The organism is Enterobacter sp. AN-K1, from assembly GCF_020971765.1.
GTDB classification, from domain to species: domain Bacteria; phylum Pseudomonadota; class Gammaproteobacteria; order Enterobacterales; family Enterobacteriaceae; genus Enterobacter; species Enterobacter hormaechei_C.
The window spans coordinates 2,248,848-2,269,828 of sequence record NZ_CP087390.1; the positions used below are offsets into that span (position 1 = coordinate 2,248,848).

21 protein-coding genes and 1 other annotated feature are annotated in these 20,981 nt (G+C 56.2%); of the genes, 15 read left to right on the top strand and 6 right to left on the bottom strand.

From position 1 onward, the window contains the following. Genes yidD through rpmH form a run of 3 tightly spaced genes read right to left on the bottom strand, consistent with a single transcriptional unit; the run spans position 1 to position 738 of the window. On the bottom strand, positions 1-258 hold the full coding sequence (yidD, locus tag LOC22_RS10765) for a membrane protein insertion efficiency factor YidD (RefSeq protein ID WP_001307474.1): 258 nt from the start codon (positions 256-258) through the stop codon (positions 1-3). Continuing rightward, positions 222-581, bottom strand: a complete 360-nt coding sequence (rnpA, locus tag LOC22_RS10770) for a ribonuclease P protein component (protein ID WP_006808764.1) — start codon at positions 579-581, stop codon at positions 222-224. The genes yidD and rnpA overlap by 37 nt, the downstream gene beginning before the upstream one ends. 16 nt (positions 582-597) lie before the next feature. Beyond that, complete coding sequence (gene rpmH, locus LOC22_RS10775) at positions 598-738, bottom strand: 50S ribosomal protein L34 (RefSeq protein ID WP_000831330.1); 141 nt, start codon at positions 736-738, stop codon at positions 598-600. Between the two features lie 638 nt (positions 739-1,376). Between rpmH and dnaA the strand changes: the two genes are divergently transcribed. From dnaA to gyrB, 4 genes are read left to right on the top strand one after another with little or no spacing between them, the layout of a single operon-like run. Continuing rightward, positions 1,377-2,771 carry a chromosomal replication initiator protein DnaA gene (gene dnaA, locus LOC22_RS10780; protein WP_003861124.1) on the top strand — a complete coding sequence of 465 codons (1,395 nt, stop codon included), beginning with the start codon at positions 1,377-1,379 and terminating at the stop codon, positions 2,769-2,771. A gap of 4 nt (positions 2,772-2,775) precedes the next feature. Continuing rightward, positions 2,776-3,876 carry a DNA polymerase III subunit beta gene (gene dnaN / locus LOC22_RS10785; RefSeq protein ID WP_015570134.1) on the top strand — a complete coding sequence of 367 codons (1,101 nt, stop codon included), beginning with the start codon at positions 2,776-2,778 and terminating at the stop codon, positions 3,874-3,876. Then, positions 3,876-4,949: a DNA replication/repair protein RecF gene (gene recF, locus LOC22_RS10790; RefSeq protein WP_000060091.1), complete on the top strand. Its 1,074-nt coding sequence runs from the start codon at positions 3,876-3,878 to the stop codon at positions 4,947-4,949. The genes dnaN and recF overlap by 1 nt, the downstream gene beginning before the upstream one ends. Before the next feature lie 28 nt (positions 4,950-4,977). Beyond that, positions 4,978-7,389, top strand: coding sequence for a DNA topoisomerase (ATP-hydrolyzing) subunit B (gene gyrB / locus LOC22_RS10795; RefSeq protein WP_230239532.1), 2,412 nt, complete (start codon positions 4,978-4,980; stop codon positions 7,387-7,389). A 33-nt stretch (positions 7,390-7,422) separates the two neighbouring features. Here the strand turns inward: gyrB and LOC22_RS10800 are convergent, their stop codons facing one another. Further along, entirely contained in the window at positions 7,423-8,358 is a 936-nt protein-coding gene (locus tag LOC22_RS10800; RefSeq protein ID WP_040117007.1) for a LysR family transcriptional regulator, read from the bottom strand. Between the two features lie 113 nt (positions 8,359-8,471). Between LOC22_RS10800 and LOC22_RS10805 the strand changes: the two genes are divergently transcribed. The 8 genes from LOC22_RS10805 (at position 8,472) to LOC22_RS10840 (ending at position 16,696) form a co-directional block, all read left to right on the top strand. Beyond that, on the top strand, positions 8,472-9,497 hold the full coding sequence (locus LOC22_RS10805; protein ID WP_017694027.1) for a zinc-dependent alcohol dehydrogenase family protein: 1,026 nt from the start codon (positions 8,472-8,474) through the stop codon (positions 9,495-9,497). 113 nt (positions 9,498-9,610) lie between these two features. Then, entirely contained in the window at positions 9,611-10,423 is an 813-nt protein-coding gene (gene yidA, locus LOC22_RS10810; RefSeq protein WP_230239533.1) for a sugar-phosphatase, read from the top strand. 226 nt (positions 10,424-10,649) lie between these two features. Next, positions 10,650-11,339, top strand: coding sequence for a D-galactonate utilization transcriptional regulator DgoR (dgoR, locus tag LOC22_RS10815; protein WP_003861109.1), 690 nt, complete (start codon positions 10,650-10,652; stop codon positions 11,337-11,339). Next, positions 11,336-12,214 carry a 2-dehydro-3-deoxygalactonokinase gene (locus LOC22_RS10820; RefSeq protein ID WP_045906975.1) on the top strand — a complete coding sequence of 293 codons (879 nt, stop codon included), beginning with the start codon at positions 11,336-11,338 and terminating at the stop codon, positions 12,212-12,214. The genes dgoR and LOC22_RS10820 overlap by 4 nt, the downstream gene beginning before the upstream one ends. Then, complete coding sequence (locus LOC22_RS10825; RefSeq protein WP_230239534.1) at positions 12,198-12,815, top strand: 2-dehydro-3-deoxy-6-phosphogalactonate aldolase; 618 nt, start codon at positions 12,198-12,200, stop codon at positions 12,813-12,815. Before LOC22_RS10820 ends, LOC22_RS10825 begins: the two co-directional genes overlap by 17 nt. Then, positions 12,812-13,960 (top strand): galactonate dehydratase, encoded by a 1,149-nt coding sequence (gene dgoD, locus LOC22_RS10830; protein WP_003861103.1) that lies wholly within the window; start codon positions 12,812-12,814, stop codon positions 13,958-13,960. Before LOC22_RS10825 ends, dgoD begins: the two co-directional genes overlap by 4 nt. Positions 13,961-14,077: 117 nt before the next feature. Then, entirely contained in the window at positions 14,078-15,415 is a 1,338-nt protein-coding gene (locus LOC22_RS10835; protein WP_015570129.1) for an MFS transporter, read from the top strand. Between the two features lie 51 nt (positions 15,416-15,466). Continuing rightward, positions 15,467-16,696, top strand: coding sequence for a DUF3748 domain-containing protein (locus tag LOC22_RS10840; RefSeq protein ID WP_072201432.1), 1,230 nt, complete (start codon positions 15,467-15,469; stop codon positions 16,694-16,696). On the opposite strand, the gene LOC22_RS10845 is transcribed toward LOC22_RS10840, so the two are convergent. Further along, entirely contained in the window at positions 16,693-17,025 is a 333-nt protein-coding gene (locus tag LOC22_RS10845; protein ID WP_017383693.1) for a YceK/YidQ family lipoprotein, read from the bottom strand. The two genes, LOC22_RS10840 and LOC22_RS10845, sit on opposite strands and share 4 nt — an antisense overlap. 247 nt (positions 17,026-17,272) lie before the next feature. Continuing rightward, positions 17,273-17,347: a sequence feature (ROSE (Repression Of Heat Shock gene Expression) occurs in the 5'-region of heat shock genes and acts as an RNA thermometer to modulate expression.), on the top strand. On the opposite strand from LOC22_RS10845, the gene ibpA reads away from it, so the two are divergent. From ibpA to LOC22_RS10860, 3 genes are all read left to right on the top strand, one after another. Further along, on the top strand, positions 17,341-17,751 hold the full coding sequence (gene ibpA / locus LOC22_RS10850; protein WP_006177605.1) for a small heat shock chaperone IbpA: 411 nt from the start codon (positions 17,341-17,343) through the stop codon (positions 17,749-17,751). (Overlaps the previous feature by 7 nt.) A gap of 136 nt (positions 17,752-17,887) precedes the next feature. Continuing rightward, positions 17,888-18,316 (top strand): small heat shock chaperone IbpB, encoded by a 429-nt coding sequence (gene ibpB, locus LOC22_RS10855; protein WP_015570126.1) that lies wholly within the window; start codon positions 17,888-17,890, stop codon positions 18,314-18,316. A 191-nt stretch (positions 18,317-18,507) separates the two neighbouring features. Beyond that, entirely contained in the window at positions 18,508-20,169 is a 1,662-nt protein-coding gene (locus LOC22_RS10860) for a putative transporter (RefSeq protein WP_017694020.1), read from the top strand. Here LOC22_RS10860 and LOC22_RS10865 read toward each other — a convergent pair. Continuing rightward, complete coding sequence (locus LOC22_RS10865) at positions 20,137-20,883, bottom strand: GntR family transcriptional regulator (protein ID WP_017383690.1); 747 nt, start codon at positions 20,881-20,883, stop codon at positions 20,137-20,139. The genes LOC22_RS10860 and LOC22_RS10865 overlap by 33 nt on opposite strands. Positions 20,884-20,981: the final 98 nt, after the last annotated feature.

The window sequence follows — 20,981 nt, forward strand, 5'->3', positions numbered from 1 at the left end:
TTAGTGTTCTCTGGTATCAAAAGGTCCTGGAGGGACGGGGTCGTCTCCACCTGGGTGTAAAGGGTGGCATTTTAATACGCGTTTCACCGTCAACCAACTGCCTTTTATCACTCCAAACCTGCGCAATGCCTCAATTCCGTAGCTTGAGCATGTTGGCGTGAAACGGCAGTGTGGCCCGAGTAGCGGACTAATCAGGCGTTGATAGACCCGAATGAGGGCTATCAGGACCCGCGAGCCAGGCGACAGTGGCGGCGCCATAATTTTTCCAACGCTTCCGAGAGAGCACGGTTATCGAGGTCGGCAACCCCTTTTTTAGCCACCACCACGAAATCCATTGAAGGCAGTTCGTGCTGACGTAAACGGAAGCTTTCACGCGTCAGACGTTTAATCCGGTTGCGTTCATGCGCACGCTTAACGTTTTTCTTGGCGACTGTGAGACCGATGCGGGGATGCCCCAGCGAATTTTGGCGGCCGAGGATGGTGATTTGCGGCGTGCCAGCCCGTAATGGCTGCTGGAAGACGAAAGTGAAATGAGTGGGAGTTAACAAACGTAACTCCCTGGGAAATGCGAGCTTAACCACTCAGGGGTTAGCTTTATTACTTGGAAACGGTCAGACGAGCGCGGCCTTTAGCACGACGACGTGCCAGAACCTGACGACCATTTTTAGTAGCCATACGAGCACGGAAGCCGTGAGAACGGTTGCGCTTCAGTACAGACGGTTGAAAAGTGCGTTTCATGGCGATTTCTACCTAAACTTGAAAAAATTCATGACTTTTGCGGATGCCCGACCGAGTTTCGAATGACGGACGCCGAAGCCGTGGGTGATTAAAGAGGCCGGATTGTAATAATTGTACACTCCGGAGTCAATTCTCTTTCCTTAAATCCCTGTGTATTTCCGCACGTTTTCGCGTGGAAAATGAGCAGCGGACGACGCAGGAAGATGAGCATCACGCGCCGGGTCGAGGATTATACGGGCTCAACGATAAAGCGCAAGGATCGTCCCGGATCTTCGTTAGATCATTTAAGCCAAAAATTGTCTGTGCTCATTAAATTTTCCAATATGCGGCCTAAATCGCGAGGCACTCGCGTCAGGATCGTTTACACTTACCCGATTCCGGATCTTCCTGTGGATAAATCGGGAAGAATCTGTGAGAAACAGAAGATCTCTGGCTCAGTTTAGGCTATGATCCGCGGTCCCGATCGGGATCCAGCGATCCTGGTCGGGCATAAACACAACATCGTTCAGGTTGTATCAACGATAGCGTGTATAACCGCAGATAGCGGTTCGCACATCACCCTGATGGGGTCATGTCGATGTGCGCCAACAATCATGAATATTCAATAGTTTTCTTTTATTGTTCGAGTGGAGTCCGCCGTGTCACTTTCGCTTTGGCAGCAGTGTCTTGCCCGATTGCAGGATGAGTTACCAGCCACAGAATTCAGTATGTGGATCCGCCCGTTGCAGGCGGAACTGAGCGATAACACGCTGGCTTTGTATGCGCCAAACCGTTTCGTGCTCGATTGGGTAAGGGATAAATACCTTAATAACATCAATGGACTGCTGAACGATTTCTGCGGGTCAGATGCCCCACAGCTGCGTTTTGAAGTGGGCACAAAGCCGGTCACCCAAACCGTTCGTGAAGTTGTCAATGTGGCAGCCCCTGCACAGGCGGCGCCCGCGCCAGCGCCTCGCGTTGCACCGGCTCGTCAGGGCTGGGATAACGTTCCGGCCCCCGCTGAGCCTACCTACCGCTCTAACGTTAACGTGAAACACACGTTCGATAACTTCGTTGAAGGTAAGTCGAACCAGCTGGCACGCGCGGCGGCTCGTCAGGTTGCCGATAACCCCGGTGGCGCTTATAACCCGCTGTTCCTGTATGGCGGCACGGGTCTCGGTAAAACGCACCTGCTGCATGCGGTGGGCAACGGCATTATGGCGCGTAAGCCCAATGCCAAAGTGGTGTATATGCACTCCGAACGCTTCGTTCAGGACATGGTAAAAGCCCTGCAAAACAATGCGATCGAAGAGTTTAAACGCTACTACCGTTCCGTTGATGCGCTGCTGATCGATGACATTCAGTTCTTTGCCAATAAAGAACGATCGCAGGAAGAGTTTTTCCATACCTTTAACGCCTTGCTGGAAGGCAATCAGCAGATCATTCTGACCTCGGATCGTTATCCAAAAGAGATCAACGGCGTTGAAGATCGTCTCAAATCCCGCTTCGGCTGGGGCCTGACCGTGGCGATCGAGCCGCCGGAGCTGGAAACCCGCGTCGCGATCCTGATGAAAAAAGCCGACGAGAACGACATTCGCCTGCCGGGTGAAGTGGCGTTCTTCATTGCCAAGCGCCTGCGTTCCAACGTGCGTGAGCTGGAAGGGGCGCTGAACCGCGTTATCGCCAACGCCAACTTCACCGGTCGGGCGATCACCATCGATTTTGTGCGTGAAGCGCTGCGCGATTTATTGGCTTTGCAGGAAAAACTGGTCACTATCGACAATATTCAGAAGACGGTGGCTGAGTACTACAAGATCAAAGTGGCAGATTTACTGTCTAAACGTCGTTCCCGCTCGGTGGCGCGTCCGCGTCAGATGGCGATGGCGCTGGCAAAAGAGCTAACCAACCACAGCCTGCCGGAAATCGGTGATGCGTTTGGTGGCCGTGACCATACGACCGTGCTGCACGCCTGTCGCAAGATCGAGCAGTTACGCGAAGAAAGCCACGACATAAAAGAAGATTTTTCCAATTTAATCAGAACATTATCATCGTGACGCTATGAAATTTACCGTTGAACGTGAACATTTATTAAAACCGCTGCAACAGGTGAGTGGCCCATTAGGCGGCCGCCCTACGCTGCCTATTCTTGGAAACCTGCTGCTTCAGGTCGCGGACGGTACGCTGTCGCTGACCGGCACAGATCTGGAAATGGAAATGATCGCGCGCGTTACGCTGACTCAGCCGCACGACGCGGGCGCGACCACGGTTCCGGCACGTAAATTCTTTGATATTTGCCGTGGGCTGCCGGAAGGCGCTGAAATCGCCGTGCAGCTGGAGGGCGACCGCATGCTGGTGCGCTCTGGCCGCAGCCGTTTCTCCCTCTCCACGCTGCCCGCTGCGGACTTCCCGAACCTGGATGACTGGCAGAGCGAAGTTGAATTTACCCTGCCGCAGGCGACGATGAAGCGTCTGATTGAAGCCACGCAGTTCTCCATGGCGCATCAGGACGTTCGTTACTACTTAAACGGCATGCTGTTCGAAACCGAAGGTGAAGAGCTGCGTACCGTGGCGACCGACGGTCACCGTCTGGCGGTTTGTTCCATGCCGATTGGCGATTCACTGCCAAACCATTCGGTGATCGTACCGCGTAAAGGCGTAATTGAACTGATGCGTATGCTCGACGGCGGTGAAACGCCGCTGCGCGTGCAGATCGGCAGCAACAATATTCGTGCCCACGTGGGCGATTTTGTCTTCACATCGAAGCTGGTAGACGGTCGTTTCCCGGATTATCGCCGCGTATTGCCGAAGAACCCGGATAAAACGCTGGAGGCGGGTTGCGACATCCTCAAGCAGGCGTTCGCGCGTGCCGCTATTCTCTCCAACGAGAAATTCCGCGGCGTACGTCTGTACGTGAGTGAAAACCAGATCAAAATCACCGCCAACAACCCGGAGCAGGAAGAGGCAGAAGAGATTCTGGACGTCACCTACGCCGGGGCTGAGATGGAAATCGGCTTCAACGTCAGCTATGTGCTGGATGTGCTGAATGCACTGAAATGCGAGAACGTTCGCATCCTGCTGACTGACTCCGTTTCGAGCGTACAGATTGAAGATGCCGCATCACAGTCGGCTGCTTATGTTGTCATGCCAATGAGACTGTAATGTCGCTCACCCGTCTGTTGATCCGCGATTTTCGCAATATCGAAAGCGCGGATCTCGCTTTATCCCCTGGCTTTAACTTCCTGGTTGGCGCGAACGGCAGCGGCAAAACCAGCGTGCTGGAAGCCATCTATACGCTCGGCCACGGCCGGGCGTTTCGCAGTTTGCAGATTGGTCGCGTGATTCGCCACGAGCAGGAATCTTTTGTTCTGCACGGGCGTTTGCAGGGCGCAGAGCGGGAAACCGCCATCGGCCTGACCAAAGACAAGCAGGGCGACAGCAAGGTGCGTATCGACGGCACCGATGGCCACAAGGTGGCGGAGCTGGCGTTGCTGATGCCGATGCAGCTGATTACGCCCGAGGGGTTTACTTTACTCAACGGCGGCCCCAAATACAGAAGAGCGTTCCTCGACTGGGGATGCTTTCACAATGAAGCCGGTTTCTTTAACGCCTGGAGCAACCTGAAGCGTCTGCTTAAACAGCGTAACGCCGCATTGCGCCAGGTCACGCGCTACGCTCAGCTGCGTCCGTGGGACATGGAACTCATCCCTCTTGCGGAACAAATCAGCCGCTGGCGTGCCGAATACAGCGCAGGTATCGCCGAAGACATGGCCGACACCTGCAAACAGTTTTTACCCGAGTTCTCTCTCACCTTCTCTTTCCAGCGTGGCTGGGAAAAAGAGACGGATTATGCCGAGGTGTTAGAGAGAAGCTTCGAGCGCGATCGCATGTTGACCTACACCGCGCACGGCCCGCACAAGGCGGATTTCCGCATTCGTGCCGACGGTGCGCCGGTGGAAGACACGCTGTCGCGCGGGCAGCTGAAGCTCCTGATGTGCGCGCTGCGCCTGGCGCAGGGGGAGTTCCTCACTCGAGAGAGCGGGCGACGCTGCCTGTACCTGATAGATGATTTTGCCTCGGAACTTGACGACGCGCGGCGCGGGCTGCTTGCCAGCCGCTTAAAAGCCACGCAGTCGCAGGTTTTCGTCAGCGCCATTAGCGCTGAACACGTTATAGACATGTCGGACGAAAATTCGAAGATGTTTACCGTGGAAAAGGGTAAAATAACGGATTAACCCAAGTTGAAATGAGCGAGAAACGTTGATGTCGAATTCTTATGACTCCTCCAGTATCAAAGTCCTGAAAGGGCTGGATGCGGTGCGTAAGCGCCCGGGTATGTATATCGGCGACACGGATGACGGCACCGGTCTGCACCACATGGTATTCGAGGTGGTAGATAACGCTATCGACGAAGCGCTCGCGGGTCACTGTAAAGACATCGTGGTCACGATCCATGCGGACAACTCCGTGTCCGTTAACGATGACGGTCGTGGTATCCCAACCGGTATTCACCCGGAAGAGGGCGTATCTGCTGCGGAAGTCATCATGACCGTTCTGCACGCAGGCGGGAAGTTCGATGATAACTCCTATAAAGTTTCCGGCGGTCTGCACGGCGTAGGCGTATCCGTAGTAAACGCCCTGTCGCAGAAGCTGGAGCTGGTTATCCAGCGCGAAGGCAAAATTCACCGTCAGATCTACCAGCATGGCGTGCCTGAAGCGCCGCTGGCCGTCACGGGCGATACCGAGAAAACCGGTACCATGGTGCGTTTCTGGCCGAGCCTCGAAACCTTCACCAACGTCACCGAATTCGAGTACGACATTCTGGCGAAACGCCTGCGTGAACTGTCGTTCCTGAACTCCGGCGTGTCGATTCGTCTGCGCGACAAACGCGACAACAAAGAAGACCACTTCCATTACGAAGGTGGTATCAAGGCGTTCGTTGAGTATCTGAACAAGAACAAAACGCCAATTCACCCGAATATCTTCTACTTCTCTACTGAAAAAGACGGTATCGGTGTGGAAGTGGCCTTGCAGTGGAACGACGGTTTCCAGGAAAACATCTACTGCTTCACCAACAACATTCCACAACGCGATGGCGGTACGCACCTGGCGGGCTTCCGCGCGGCGATGACCCGAACCCTGAACGCCTACATGGACAAAGAAGGCTACAGCAAAAAAGCGAAAGTCAGCGCCACCGGTGACGATGCCCGTGAAGGCCTGATTGCCGTGGTCTCCGTGAAGGTGCCGGATCCGAAGTTCTCCTCACAGACCAAAGACAAGCTGGTCTCTTCTGAGGTGAAATCGGCGGTTGAACAGCAGATGAACGAACTGCTGAGCGAATACCTGCTGGAAAACCCGTCCGACGCGAAAATCGTGGTGGGTAAAATTATCGATGCGGCGCGTGCCCGTGAAGCGGCGCGTAAAGCGCGTGAAATGACCCGTCGTAAAGGTGCGCTGGACCTGGCAGGCCTGCCGGGCAAACTGGCTGACTGTCAGGAACGCGACCCGGCGCTGTCTGAACTGTACCTTGTGGAAGGGGACTCCGCGGGCGGTTCTGCGAAGCAGGGCCGTAACCGCAAGAACCAGGCGATTCTGCCGCTGAAGGGTAAAATCCTTAACGTTGAGAAAGCGCGCTTCGACAAGATGCTCTCTTCTCAGGAAGTGGCGACGCTCATCACCGCGCTCGGCTGCGGCATTGGTCGCGACGAGTACAACCCGGACAAACTGCGCTATCACAGCATCATCATCATGACCGATGCGGACGTCGACGGCTCGCACATTCGTACGCTGCTGTTGACCTTCTTCTATCGTCAGATGCCGGAAATCGTTGAGCGCGGCCACGTCTACATTGCCCAGCCGCCGCTGTACAAAGTGAAGAAAGGCAAGCAGGAACAGTACATTAAAGATGACGACGCGATGGATCAGTACCAAATCGCGATCGCCCTTGATGGTGCGACCCTGCACGCAAATTCCAGCGCGCCAGCGCTGGCCGGTGAGCCGCTGGAGCGTCTGGTCTCCGAGTTCAACGCCACGCAGAAAATGATTGGCCGTATGGAGCGTCGCTATCCGAAAGCGCTGCTGAAAGAGCTGATTTACCAGCCGACCCTGACCGAAGCCGATCTGAGCAACGAGCAGACCGTCACCCGCTGGGTGAACACCCTGGTGAGCGAGCTGAACGAGAAAGAGCAGCATGGCAGCCAGTGGAAGTTCGACGTCCAGCAGAACGCTGAGCAGCAGTTCGAGCCGATCGTCCGCGTGCGTACCCACGGCGTCGATACCGACTACCCGCTGGAGCACGAATTTGTGACCGGTCCGGAATACCGCCGTATCTGCACCCTCGGCGAGAAGCTGCGCGGTCTGATCGAAGACGATGCGTTTATCGAACGTGGCGAACGTCGTCAGCCGGTAGCCAGCTTCGAACAGGCGCTGGAGTGGCTGGTAAAAGAGTCCCGTCGTGGTCTCTCTATTCAGCGTTATAAAGGCCTGGGCGAAATGAACCCGGATCAGCTGTGGGAAACCACCATGGATCCGGAAAGCCGTCGCATGTTGCGCGTCACCGTTAAAGACGCAATCGCAGCGGATCAGCTGTTCACGACCCTGATGGGCGATGCGGTTGAACCACGTCGCGCCTTCATCGAAGAGAACGCCCTGAAGGCGGCGAATATCGATATTTAATCGTCGCTTTACGACAGCATAACTGGCCGCGCTTCAGCGCGGCTTTTTTATGGACGCAGGAAACTCCAGCGACATCACTGCCGGTAAACGTTTGACCAGCATATCTATGGCAATTCTTACCCTTAGCGGCAGGTGTGGCGTCTGCTGCCAGACGGCATGAACGTCGAAGCGTACATCCGGGGCCTGCTTTAAGAGCGGGACAAGATCTCCCTGCTGAATTTCTTTAATGACCATCCAGCAGGGTAGCCACGCAAGGCCGTGGCCGGCCAGCGCCGCGTCGCAGATCGCCTGTAAATCATCCATATTGAGCGATGAGCGGGGAATAAACGTGCGCGACGTGCCATCGTAATCCATCAGCTGCCAGGGTAGGACTCTGCCCGCACGCGTGTAGTTAATGGCCGTATGCTGGCGTAAATCATCAACGGTTTGCGGCTGGCCATTCTTAAACAGATAATCCGGCGCGGCGCACAGCACCATGCGGTGTTCTCCAAGCTTTCTGGCGACCAGCACGCTGCTGTCAGCCAGAGCGCCATTGCGCACCGCCATATCAAACCCTTCTTCCACGAGATCCACGACGCGGTCGCTGAAGGACATTTCAAGCTCAAGCCCGGGATGCTCCTGCGCCAGCTCTATTAGCAGCGGGGCGATACACTGGCGACCAAACAGCACCGGCACGGCAACACGCAGCCGACCGCTGACCTGATGTTTTCCGGTTTCAAGCTGCGATTCAGCGCCACGGATCTCCTCCAGCGCGCGCAGGCAGCGTTCATAAAAAAGCGCGCCGTTATCGGTCAGCCTCTGACTGCGGGTGGTCCGATGAAACAGACGAACCCCCAGCCTCTCTTCAAGACGAGCAATGCTTTTTCCTACCGCCGAGCGCGACAAATGCAGACGGACGGCGGCCTGGGCAAAACTTCCTGCCTCAACGGAGGCAACGAAAACGGGAATATCTTTCAGCGTATCGGTCATGGACGGATTGTGTCAATTTGGTCATCAATGAAGGGAAAACTTATCGCCACTGGCGACGCTGAGTCAACGGTAGACTGTCAGAACTGAAAATCATCTGATGACAGGAGAAAAAAATGACTGAAACAATGCAACGCTGGTCAATGGATGCCCTTGGTCGTGAAAGCCTCAGGCTCGTTCAGGAGCCTGTTCCACAGCCAGGCCCGGGGGAGGTTCGCGTAAGGGTTAATGCCGTTGCGCTCAACTACCGGGATAAAATGGTGATTGAAGGCACGATGCCGATTCCGCTTTCCTTCCCGTTTACCCCAGCATCTGACATGGCAGGCGTGGTGGACAGCATCGGCGAAGGCGTTACGCGTTTCAAGCCCGGCGCACGCGTCATCTCAACCTTCTTCCCGGAATGGATCGACGGCAAGCCGCAGGCAGACGCGCGCGATTTGCCCTATAAAACGTCCGGTGGATACTTCCAGGGCATGCTGGCCGAATATGTGATTGTGAGTGAAAACGCGCTGGTGGCGTCCCCGGAAAGCCTGGATGACGCTGAGGCCAGCACGCTTCCTTGCGCGGGGCTTACCGCATGGTTCGCGCTGGTGGAGCGCGGTCATTTACGCGCCGGGCAATCGGTGCTGGTACAAGGGACGGGCGGTGTGGCGCTATTCGCTTTGCAGATAGCAAAAGCGCACGGCGCAGAGGTTATTGTTACGTCGGGGAGTGATGAAAAACTGGCGCGGGCCAAAAAGCTGGGGGCCAGCCAGGGCATCAACCGACTGAAAGGCGACTGGGCTGAAAATACGCTGGCACTGACGCAGGATCGCGGCATCGACCATATTATCGAAACGGTGGGTGGGGAGAACCTGAGACATTCCCTGCGCGCCGTTGCCGTTCATGGGCGGATATCGGTCATTGGCGTGCTGGCCGGGACAGAAATTTCTCTGCCTGCAAGCGAGCTGTTGCTGAAATCTCCCGTCATTCAGGGGATTGGGGTTGGACACCGCCGGGCGCTGGAAGATTTTGTCCGTGCTGTTGATGTCACGGAGTTAAAACCGGTGATTGAGCATCGCTACCGCTTTGACGAGCTGGAACAGGCGCTTGAACATCTGGATCGCGGTGCGTTTGGCAAAATCGTTCTCACCCGCGAGTGAGTTCCCGTTCCCGGGATAAACGTAAAAGGGGCTTTTTGTTGCGCAAGGTAGCTCTATTTTTGTGTGCTTAATCGCGTTAGCATGAGGTAGCACTCATTTATCCCGGGGACCCCATGGCCATCAAACTCATTGCAATCGATATGGACGGCACGCTGCTGCTGCCGGACCACACTATCTCTCCTGCCGTTAAAAATGCGATCGCCGCCGCACGCGAAAAAGGCGTGAACGTGGTGCTCACCACCGGACGCCCGTATGCCGGGGTGCACAGTTACCTGAAAGAGCTGCACATGAACCAGCCTGGCGATTACTGCATCACCTATAACGGCGCGCTGGTGCAAAAGGCAGCCGATGGCAGCACGGTGGCGCAAACTGCACTGAGCTATGATGACTACCTTTTCCTGGAAAAACTCTCCCGCGACGTGGGCTCTCACTTCCACGCGCTCGATCGCAATACGCTTTACACCGCCAACCGCGATATCAGCTACTACACGGTGCACGAGTCCTACGTTGCAACCATTCCACTGGTGTTCTGCGAAGCGGAAAACATGGACCCGGCAACCCAGTTCCTGAAAGTAATGATGATCGACGAACCCGCGATCCTCGACAAAGCCATTTCACGCATTCCGGCTGAGGTAAAAGAGAAATACACCGTGCTGAAAAGTGCGCCGTACTTCCTCGAAATCCTTGATAAACGCGTCAATAAAGGCACGGGCGTCAAATCGCTTGCCGATGCGCTGGGCATCAAGCCTGAGGAGATCATGGCGCTGGGCGACCAGGAAAACGATATTGCGATGATCGAATATGCGGGCATGGGCGTGGCGATGGATAACGCCATCCCGTCGGTAAAAGAAGTGGCGAACTTCGTGACTAAATCTAACCTGGAAGACGGCGTTGCCTGGGCGATCGAGACATTCGTTCTGTCGTAACAAGTGCTTTGAAAGATTAGCCCCGGTTATTAACCGGGGCTTTTTTTGGCCCTGAATTTATCAAATTGTTCTTTTTGTGATCTAGATTGTAGTACAACATTAACTGATTGTACTACATTGTCAGCACGGCAAAGACGAAAGGCCTCACGTTTGTACTGCAAAAGTGAGGCGAAATTCAGCGGTCGCGGTAAAGTAGTGATGGACTTACAGAGCACAAGGACTCTCCATGACACTCAATAAAACCGATCGCATTGTCATCACGCTGGGCACTCAGATTGTGGGTGGCAAATACGTTCCCGGTTCGCCGCTGCCAGCAGAGGCGGAACTGTGCGAGGAGTTTGAAACCTCGCGCAACATCATCCGGGAAGTGTTCCGCTCGCTGATGGCGAAGCGGCTGATTGAAATGAAGCGCTATCGCGGCGCGTTTGTGGCACCGCGTAACCAGTGGAACTACCTCGATACCGATGTTCTGCAATGGGTGCTGGAAAACGACTACGACCCACGGCTTATCGGCGCGATGAGCGAAGTCCGAAATTTGGTGGAACCGGCTATCGCCCGCTGGGCGGCTGAGCGCGCAACGTCAGGTGACCTGGCTCAGATTGAGTCGGCTTTAAACGACATGATCGCCAATAACCAGAATCGGGAGGCGTTCAACGAAGCGGACATTCGCTACCACGAAGCGGTATTGCAGTCGGTGCATAACCCGGTTTTACAGCAGCTTAGCGTGGCGATCAGCTCGCTACAGCGAGCAGTATTTGAACGTACCTGGATGGGCGATGAGGCCAACATGCCGAAAACGCTTCAGGAACATAAAGCGCTGTTCGATGCGATACGGCATCAGGACGGCGATGCGGCAGAGCAGGCGGCGCTGACCATGATCGCCAGCTCGACACGAAGGCTGAAGGAAATCACATGACATCACGCTACATCGCAATTGACTGGGGATCGACCAATCTGCGCGCCTGGCTCTACCAGGGTGAGCAGTGCCTGGAAAGCAGGCAATCAGAAGCAGGTGTGACGCGCCTGAACGGTAAATCCCCCGCAGCGGTGTTAGCAGAAGTGACACAAAACTGGCGCGACGGTACTACGCCAGTGGTGATGGCCGGAATGGTCGGCAGTAACGTGGGGTGGAAGGTCGCGCCTTACCTGTCAGTTCCGGTGCATTTCACCGCCGTTGGCGAGCAGTTAACGTCCGTTGGCGACAATGTCTGGATTATTCCCGGTTTATGCGTCTCTCGCGACGATAACCATAACGTGATGCGCGGCGAAGAGACGCAGCTGCTCGGGGCGCGCACCCTTTCTCCTTCTTCTGTCTACGTCATGCCCGGGACGCACTGCAAATGGGTCCAGGCGGATGCTGAGCAAATTCATGATTTCCGCACCGTGATGACCGGCGAACTGCACCACTTGCTGCTTAAGCATTCGCTGGTGGGGGCCGGTTTGCCGGAGCAGACCCCTTTGCCGGAAGCGTTTACCGCCGGGCTTGAGCGCGGGATCGCATCCCCTGCCGTTTTGCCGCAACTTTTTGAGGTTCGCGCCTCGCACGTGCTGGGAAATCTTCCGCGCGAACAGGTCAGCGAATTTCTGTCCGGCCTGCTGATTGGCGCAGAAGTCGCCACTCTGAGCGACGCGTTCGCCGGGCAGCAGGCCATCACGCTCGTCGCGGGTTCATCGCTGACGTCTCGTTACCGCCAGGCGTTCCACGCTATCGGACGGGATGTTGCTGCGGTGGAAGGCGACACGGCATTTCAGGCAGGCATAAGGAGCATCGCTCATGCAGTGGCAAACTGAACTTCCCCTGATCGCGATTTTGCGCGGTATCACGCCCGGTGAGGCCTTAGCGCACGTTGGCGCGGTGATCGACGCCGGGTTCGACGCGGTGGAAATCCCGCTCAACTCCCCGGAGTGGGAAAAAAGCATTCCGGCAATTGTGAAGGCGGTTGGTGATAAGGCGCTGATTGGCGCAGGCACCGTGCTGCAACCGGAGCAGGTGGATGAACTGGCGAAAATGGGCTGCAAGCTTATCGTCACACCGAATATCAACCCCGAGGTGATCCGCCGGGCGGTGGATTACGGCATGACCGTCTGCCCGGGTTGCGCCACGGCCACAGAAGCCTTTGCCGCCCTCGATGCGGGCGCACAGTCTCTCAAAATTTTCCCGTCGTCGGCCTTTGGTCCGGATTACATCAAAGCGCTGAAAGCGGTCTTACCCGCCAGCGTGCCGGTCTTTGCCGTGGGCGGCGTCACGCCGGAAAACCTGGGCCAGTGGATGAGCGCGGGCTGTGTGGGCGCGGGGCTGGGCAGCGATCTCTATCGTGCCGGTCAGCCCGTTGAGCGTACCGCACAGCAGGCGGCAGCATTTGTGAAAGCGTATCGAGAGGCAGTGCAATGAAAATAACCAAACTCACCACGTACCGTTTACCCCCGCGTTGGATGTTCCTGAAAATCGAAACCGACGAAGGCGTGGTTGGCTGGGGCGAGCCGGTGATTGAAGGCCGTGCGCGCACCGTTGAAGCCGCGGTGCACGAGCTGGGCGAATACCTGATTGGCCAGGATCCGGCACGCATCAACGACCTGTGGCAGGTGATGTACCGCGCGGGCTTCTACCGCGGGGGGCCGATTCTGATGAGCGCCATCGCCGGTATTGATCAGGCGCTGTGGGATATCAAAGGCAAAGTGCTGAATGCCCCGGTCTGGCAATTAATGGGCGGCCTGGTGCGCGACAAAATCAAAGCCTACAGCTGGGTGGGCGGTGACCGCCCTGCGGAAGTGATCGACGGTATCCGGCAACTGCGCAACATCGGTTTTGACACCTTCAAACTCAACGGCTGCGAAGAGATGGGCGTTATCGACAACTCGCGCGCGGTAGACCGGGCGGTGAATACCGTGGCGCAAATCCGTGAAGCCTTCGGCAACGAGATTGAGTTTGGTCTGGATTTCCACGGCCGCGTCAGCGCGCCAATGGCCAAAGTGCTGATTAAAGAGCTGGAGCCGTATCGCCCGCTGTTTATCGAAGAGCCGGTGCTGGCCGAGCAGGCGGAATACTATCCGAAACTGGCTGAACAGACGCACATTCCCATCGCGGCGGGGGAACGCATGTTCTCGCGCTTCGAGTTTAAACGCGTGCTGGAAGCGGGCGGCATTGCGATCCTGCAACCGGACCTCTCCCACGCGGGCGGCATCACCGAATGCTACAAAATTGCCGGAATGGCAGAAGCCTACGATGTGGCGTTGGCGCCGCACTGTCCGCTTGGGCCGATTGCGCTGGCGGCCTGCCTGCACGTCGACTTCGTCTCCCGCAATGCGGTGTTCCAGGAACAAAGCATGGGCATTCACTATAACAAGGGCGCGGAGCTGCTCGACTTTGTGAAAAACAAAGAAGACTTCAGCATGGAAGGTGGTTTCTTTAAACCGTTAACGAAGCCGGGCCTTGGCGTGGAGATCGACGAAGCCAAAGTCATTGAGCTGAGTAAAAGTGCGCCGGACTGGCGTAACCCACTGTGGCGTCATGAAGACGGTTCCGTAGCCGAGTGGTAAATCGCCGGATGGCGCTACGCTTATCCGGCCTACTCTCTCGTAGGCCCGGTAAGCGAAGCGCCACCGGGCAAAAAAAACGTACATAGAAAAAATATAACCCTCTGTAAATTACAGGGCATGGTGAGCGGCTTCGCTATGCCCAAAATCTGGAGACAGATTGCGATGGATATTCCAGTTACTGCTGCAAAAACCGGGCGTCGTCGTTACCTGACGCTGATCATGATCTTTATTACCGTGGTCATCTGTTATGTCGACCGCGCCAACCTTGCCGTGGCATCGGCTCATATTCAGGAAGAGTTTGGCATCACCAAAGCGGAAATGGGCTACGTCTTCTCGGCGTTTGCCTGGCTGTATACGCTCTGTCAGATCCCTGGTGGCTGGTTCCTTGACCGCGTGGGTTCACGTCTGACCTACTTTATCGCTATTTTCGGCTGGTCCGTGGCGACCCTGTTCCAGGGCTTCGCGACCGGGCTGATGTCGCTGATTGGCCTGCGCGCCATCACCGGGGTGTTTGAAGCGCCGGCGTTTCCGACCAACAACCGCATGGTGACCAGCTGGTTCCCTGAACACGAACGCGCTTCCGCTGTTGGTTTTTACACCTCCGGGCAGTTTGTTGGTCTGGCGTTTCTGACGCCGCTGTTAATCTGGATCCAGGAGCTGCTGAGCTGGCACTGGGTGTTTATCGTCACCGGCGGGATCGGCATTATCTGGTCGCTCATCTGGTTTAAGGTTTATCAGCCGCCGCGCCTGACCAAAAGCATCACCAAAGCCGAACTGGACTACATCCGCGACGGCGGTGGCCTGGTGGACGGCGATGCGCCGGTGAAAAAAGAGGCGCGCCAGCCGCTGACCAGAGCGGACTGGAAGCTGGTCTTCCACCGTAAGCTGGTGGGCGTATATCTGGGCCAGTTCGCAGTGACCTCCACGCTGTGGTTCTTCCTCACCTGGTTCCCGAACTATCTGACGCAGGAGAAGGGCATTACCGCGCTGAAGGCGGGCTTTATGACCACCGTACCGTTCCTTGCGGCGTTTTTCGGCGTGCTGCTCTCGGGCTGGCTGGCGGACAAACTGGTGAAAAAAGGCTTCTCACTGGGCGTTGCGCGTAAAACGCCAATTATCTGCGGACTGCTGATCTCTACCTGCATCATGGGAGCGAACTACACCAACGATCCGGTGTGGATCATGACCCTGATGGCGGTAGCGTTCTTCGGAAACGGTTTTGCCTCCATCACCTGGTCGCTGGTGTCGTCCCTGGCGCCGATGCGTCTGATCGGCCTGACTGGTGGCGTGTTTAACTTCGTTGGCGGCCTGGGCGGGATCACCGTACCGCTGGTCATCGGTTACCTGGCGCAGGACTACGGCTTTGGTCCGGCTCTGGTGTATATCTCTGCCGTGGCGCTGATCGGGGCGCTCTCCTACATCCTGCTGGTCGGCGACGTTAAACGAGTAGGCTAATCCCTTCGGATGTTTTACCCTGATGCGATAACCGCGCATCAGGGTATTTTCATGAAACAAATCACCTTCGCTTCCCGCAACCACCAGCTCACCAACATCAACACCTGGACGCCAGACAGCCAGTGGCTTGTCTATGATGTCCGCCCGTCCGGCGCGTCGTTTACCGGTGAAACCATTGAGCGGGTCAATGTTAGTACGGGCGAGGTTGAGGCGATCTACCGTGCGACTGACGGCGCGCATGTCGGCGTGGTAACCGTTCATCCGGCGCAGGACAAATATGTTTTTATCCACGGCCCGAAAAACCCGGATGCAGACTGGCAGTATGATTTTCACCATCGTCAGGGGGTGATTGCGCACAATGGTCAGGTGAGCAATCTTGATGCAATGGATATCACCGCGCCTTACACCGCAGGGGCGCTGCGTGGCGGCAGCCACGTCCACGTTTTTAGCCCGAACGGGCAGTTCGTCAGCTTTACCTACAACGACCATGTGCTGCACGCGCGCGATCCGCAGCTGGATTTGCGTAACGTCGGGGTGGCGGCGCCTTTTGGCCCAGTAAACCCACAGGGGAACCATCCGCGGGAATATGCCGGCACCTTCTGGAGCGTACTGGTAAGCCGTACAACGCCGAACCCGAAACCGGGCAGCGATGAGGTAAACCGCGCCTATGAAGAGGGCTGGGTGGGCAACGACAGGCTGGCGTTTATCGGCGATACGGTGTCTGCGAAAGGCGAGAAAGTGCCCGAACTGTTTATTGTCGATCTCCCCAAAGACGAGCAGGGCTGGAAACGGGCGGGCGATGCGCCGTTGCAGGGAACGCCTGATACAATGCCCGCGCCGCCTGCGGGCGTAACGCAACGTCGCTTAACCTTCACCCATCAGAAGGCGTATCCGGGGCTGGTGAACGTGCCGCGCCACTGGGTGCGCAGCAATCCGCAGGGGACGCAGATTGCGTTTTTAATGCGGGACGATAACGGCGTTGTGCAGCTGTGGCTTATCTCCCCTGAGGGCGGCGAGCCGCGTCAGCTGACCCACACTGAGCGTGATATTCAGTCGGCCTTTAACTGGCATCCTTCCGGCAACGGGCTGGGATTTGTGCTTGCAGGCCGTATTGCCTGCTGCGATGCGCAGACCGGAGAGGTGACGTTTTTGACGTCCGATCACGGCAATCCGCCGTCTGCTGACGCTGTGGTGTTTTCCCCGGACGGACGATTTATTGCATGGATGGAAGAGAAGGGCGGTTTCCGCCAGCTGTGGCTAACGGAAACCGCACAGAATTAGCGTGGAGGCATCTCTGCGGGCGGGATGACGGAATTGGTCGCCAGCTTTTCCTGCTCGCTTTTCTCAACGCGCGAACGCACTGAGCTGTCGGTGCGGAACATATCCCACGGCAGCAGAAGCGTATCGGCAACCGCCGTAAACGGCATATCAAGAATCGCCAGAGATTTGGTACCCCAGTTTGTCTCATCATCAGAGATCATTGCGGCACTGGCGCGCGTCCCCGGATATGTTCCTTCTTTACCGCCGGTGTGCGACATCACGCTCGAACACCCGCAAAGTAAAACAACCCCGCTGAACGACGCCAGCTTAATCAGAACATTTCTCATCATCACTCAGTCATCTTTAGTAGCACGGCATTGACCTGCAACTCAGGGTTATAGCGAGGCGCGTCCAAAATGGATAGCTCAAAACTCCCGCACTGTGGTCGTCATCGCAATTTAACCCTTTGTGCTGTGCCCCTGAGTCTATGCGACAACCAGCAAAGTGCAAAAAAATCTCACATCAACAGTCTTGAAAAGGCCGTATCCAGACCCATTTTAAGAATGTAACCCGATAACGGACACGCCTGATGGGTGTTCGGGGAAGCAGAAGCCTGTCCATGGTGGAAGGCTACATTTTCTCGCTGATTTCAGGAGCATTTATCCATGCGTAATTTCGATCTCTCTCCGCTATACCGTTCTGCCATTGGTTTCGATCGTCTGTTCAACCACTTAGAAAACAACCAGAGCCAGAGCAACGGCTATCCTCCTTACAACGTTGAACTGGTTGACGAAAACCACTATCGCATTGCGATTGCTGTTGCCGGTTTCGCAGAGAGCGAACTGGAGATCACCGCGCAGGACAATCTGCTGGTGGTGAAAGGCTCCCATACGGCCGAGCAGAAAGAACGAACCTACCTCTACCAGGGCATCGCAGAGCGCAACTTTGAGCGCAAGTTCCAGCTGGCTGAGAACATCCACGTCAAGGGCGCGAACCTGGTGAACGGCCTGCTGTTTATCGAACTGGAACGTGTGATTCCGGAAGAGAAAAAACCGCGTCGTATCGAAATCAACTAATTACGCGGGTCGCGTGAGCGGCCCACCCGAACTTGCTTGCCGTAACGGGAGCATATGCGAATCCGCAAGGGTTTGCAGGTACAACTGTGCACAAAATTAAACTGTGCCGAACTCGCTTCACAGAAGGAGATTTAGTATGCGTAACTACGATTTATCCCCCCTGCTGCGTCAGTGGATCGGTTTTGACAAACTGGCTAACGCGCTGCAAAGCGCAACCGAACAGCAGACCTTTCCGCCGTACAACATCGAAAAAAGCGATGATAACCACTACCGCATCACGCTTGCGCTGGCCGGGTTCCGCCAGGAAGATCTCGACATCCAGCTTGAGGGTACGCGCCTGACCGTGAAAGGGTCACCGGAAAAACCAGACACCGAGACCAAATGGCTGCATCAGGGGCTTGTCACTCAGCCGTTTAGCCTGAGCTTTACCCTGGCAGACCATATGGAAGTTTCTGGCGCGACGTTCACTAACGGGCTGCTGAACATTGACCTCACCCGTAACGTGCCGGAAGCCATTGCGCCTCAGCGCATCGCCATTAGCGAACGCCCGGCGTTGAACAGCTAAACCACGTTTTTGCCGGGTGGAAAACCTGCCGATCCTCTAGGTCGGGTAAGGCGCAGCCGCCACCCGACTCGCTCACAGATGCCATGAAGCCCTGCCCCGGCAGGGCTTTTTTGTGCGCCATCGCCCATACAACCGCCGTCAGCTCTGAGAGAATCCTTAGCATAACTATGGTTATACACAGGATGTGGATCATGAGTGATATCGCGTTAACCGTTAGCGTGTTGGCCCTTGTCGCGGTAGTGGGGCTATGGCTGGGGAATATCAAAATCCGCGGCGTCGGATTTGGCATCGGTGGGGTGCTGTTCGGCGGGATTTTTGTCGGCCATTTTGCCGACCAGCTTGGGTGGGTGCTCAGCGCCGATATGCTGCATTTCATCCAGGAGTTCGGCCTGATCCTCTTTGTGTATACCATCGGTATTCAGGTGGGGCCGGGCTTCTTCGCTTCCCTGCGCGTCTCCGGTTTACGCCTTAATCTCTTTGCCTTCGGCATCGTCGTGATGGGGGGGCTGGTGACCGCCATTCTGCATAAACTCTTCGCTATTCCGCTGCCCGTCGTGCTGGGCATCTTCTCCGGCGCCGTCACGAATACGCCCGCGCTCGGGGCGGGCCAGCAAATTCTGCGCGATCTGGGTATCCCTGCTGATGTCGTCGATCAGATGGGGATGAGCTACGCCATGGCCTATCCGTTTGGCATTTGCGGTATTTTGCTCTCGATGTGGCTGGTGCGCGTGCTGTTCCGTGTTAACGTCGAGCAGGAGGCAAAAGAGCATGAAAGCACGCTGACCAACGGCCATGCGCTCATTAAAACTATCAATATTCGCGTCGAAAACCCTAATCTGAACAATATGGCGATTCAGGATGTTCCCATTCTGAACAGCGCGACCATTATCTGTTCCCGCCTGAAACGTGATGAAACGCTGATGGTGCCTTCACCGGATACCCTTATTCAGCACGGCGATCTCCTGCATCTGGTAGGGCAACCGGCGGATTTAAACAATGCCCGGCTGGTGATTGGTCAGGAGGTGGATACCTCACTCTCAACCCGTGGAACGGACATGCGCGTGGAGCGGGTGGTAGTGACCAATGAGAAAGTCCTGGGCAAGAAAATACGCGATTTGCAGGTTAAAGAGCGTTATGACGTGGTGATCTCCCGGCTTAACCGCGCCGGTGTCGAGCTGGTGGCCAGCCAGGATGCCAGCCTGCAATTCGGTGATATTCTCAACCTCGTCGGGCGTCCCTCATCCATTGATGCCGTAGCGGACATGGTAGGCAACGCCCAGCAAAAACTCCAGCAGGTGCAGATGCTGCCGGTCTTTATCGGCGTCGGGCTTGGCGTCATGCTTGGCTCCATCCCCCTGTACGTGCCCGGCTTCCCGGTGGCACTGAAGCTGGGTCTGGCAGGCGGGCCGCTCATTATGGCGCTGATCCTCGGGCGTATCGGCTCCATTGGTAAGCTCTACTGGTTTATGCCGCCGAGTGCTAACCTGGCGCTGCGGGAGTTAGGCATCGTGCTGTTTCTGGCGGTGGTGGGGCTGAAATCCGGCGGCGATTTTGTCGATACTCTGGTGAACGGCGAAGGGATGAGCTGGGTAGGATACGGCATATTTATTACCGCTATCCCCCTGATAACGGTCGGATTACTGGCACGTATCTTCGCTAAAATGAACTATCTCACGCTGTGCGGCATGCTGGCCGGTTCCATGACCGATCCGCCCGCGCTGGCGTTCGCCAATAACCTGCACGCCACCAGCGGCGCGGCGGCGTTGTCCTACGCCACGGTTTATCCGCTGGTGATGTTTCTGCGCATCATCACCCCGCAGCTACTGGCGGTGCTGTTCTGGGGGATGGGCTAACAAGTCTTCCGGGTGGATACGCCGCAAATGGTAGTCCACCTGGTAATCGCTGGTGTTCCGGAACATCACGGAATAATTGAGGAACTCGCCGCTGTCGCTGTAGGAAAGGGAGGTGATGCGCAGCAGCGGCGTCTGTTCCGGCACATTCATATAACCGGCCAGCTGTTTATCTGCCAGCACCGGCGTCAGGCTCTCGTAGTTGCCGCTGATGGTGATCCCGCATTCCTTCTCGATGTAATCAAACTTAGACCCTTCGAGATGCGCCAGGGAAAGATTGCGGAACAGCTTCACCGGCATAAAGCTGTCCTCCAGCATCAGCGGTTTTCCGTCCACGTAACGCACCCGCCTTGAAAAATAGATCCGCTCATCAACCTGAATCCGCAGCTGGCTGGCGATGGCGGGCGGCGCGGGCATCACTTCAAACTGCAACACCTTGCTCTGCACTTCTTTCCCCTGCTGGCGCAGCACCTCCACCAGCCCGGTCAGATTAGTCGTTTCATGATGAACGTCTTTGCGCGCCACGAACGTCCCGCTGCCGTGTCGACGTTCAACCAGCCCCCAGCTTACCAGCAGATCCAGCGCCTTGCGGATGGTCATCCGGGCTACGCCAAACTCCTTTGCCAGCGCTTTTTCTCCGGGTAACGGACTGCCAATGTTGTAGTCCGAGGAATTCAGCCGCAGCCGTAGCCGATCGGCAATTGATTTGTAGATCACCAGTAGACCTCTCTGCGCACATCATGGCGTGGATTACGTCTTAACTTGTCTATGTTTAGTTTAAAAAGTAGACCTGATTGGTCAAATTAAAACCATGA

What these genes read in the sequence shown, in the direction of transcription:
- yidD (WP_001307474.1), bottom strand. Translation starts at nt 258, where the DNA reads ATGGCGCCGCCACTGTCGCCTGGCTCGCGGGTCCTGATAGCCCTCATT.
- rpmH (WP_000831330.1), bottom strand. Translation starts at nt 738, where the DNA reads ATGAAACGCACTTTTCAACCGTCTGTACTGAAGCGCAACCGTTCTCAC.
- dnaN (WP_015570134.1), top strand. Translation starts at nt 2,776, where the DNA reads ATGAAATTTACCGTTGAACGTGAACATTTATTAAAACCGCTGCAACAG.
- recF (WP_000060091.1), top strand. Translation starts at nt 3,876, where the DNA reads ATGTCGCTCACCCGTCTGTTGATCCGCGATTTTCGCAATATCGAAAGC.
- gyrB (WP_230239532.1), top strand. Translation starts at nt 4,978, where the DNA reads ATGTCGAATTCTTATGACTCCTCCAGTATCAAAGTCCTGAAAGGGCTG.
- LOC22_RS10800 (WP_040117007.1), bottom strand. Translation starts at nt 8,358, where the DNA reads ATGACCGATACGCTGAAAGATATTCCCGTTTTCGTTGCCTCCGTTGAG.
- LOC22_RS10805 (WP_017694027.1), top strand. Translation starts at nt 8,472, where the DNA reads ATGACTGAAACAATGCAACGCTGGTCAATGGATGCCCTTGGTCGTGAA.
- yidA (WP_230239533.1), top strand. Translation starts at nt 9,611, where the DNA reads ATGGCCATCAAACTCATTGCAATCGATATGGACGGCACGCTGCTGCTG.
- dgoR (WP_003861109.1), top strand. Translation starts at nt 10,650, where the DNA reads ATGACACTCAATAAAACCGATCGCATTGTCATCACGCTGGGCACTCAG.
- LOC22_RS10820 (WP_045906975.1), top strand. Translation starts at nt 11,336, where the DNA reads ATGACATCACGCTACATCGCAATTGACTGGGGATCGACCAATCTGCGC.
- LOC22_RS10825 (WP_230239534.1), top strand. Translation starts at nt 12,198, where the DNA reads ATGCAGTGGCAAACTGAACTTCCCCTGATCGCGATTTTGCGCGGTATC.
- dgoD (WP_003861103.1), top strand. Translation starts at nt 12,812, where the DNA reads ATGAAAATAACCAAACTCACCACGTACCGTTTACCCCCGCGTTGGATG.
- LOC22_RS10835 (WP_015570129.1), top strand. Translation starts at nt 14,078, where the DNA reads ATGGTGAGCGGCTTCGCTATGCCCAAAATCTGGAGACAGATTGCGATG.
- LOC22_RS10840 (WP_072201432.1), top strand. Translation starts at nt 15,467, where the DNA reads ATGAAACAAATCACCTTCGCTTCCCGCAACCACCAGCTCACCAACATC.
- LOC22_RS10845 (WP_017383693.1), bottom strand. Translation starts at nt 17,025, where the DNA reads ATGATGAGAAATGTTCTGATTAAGCTGGCGTCGTTCAGCGGGGTTGTT.
- ibpA (WP_006177605.1), top strand. Translation starts at nt 17,341, where the DNA reads ATGCGTAATTTCGATCTCTCTCCGCTATACCGTTCTGCCATTGGTTTC.
- ibpB (WP_015570126.1), top strand. Translation starts at nt 17,888, where the DNA reads ATGCGTAACTACGATTTATCCCCCCTGCTGCGTCAGTGGATCGGTTTT.
- LOC22_RS10860 (WP_017694020.1), top strand. Translation starts at nt 18,508, where the DNA reads ATGAGTGATATCGCGTTAACCGTTAGCGTGTTGGCCCTTGTCGCGGTA.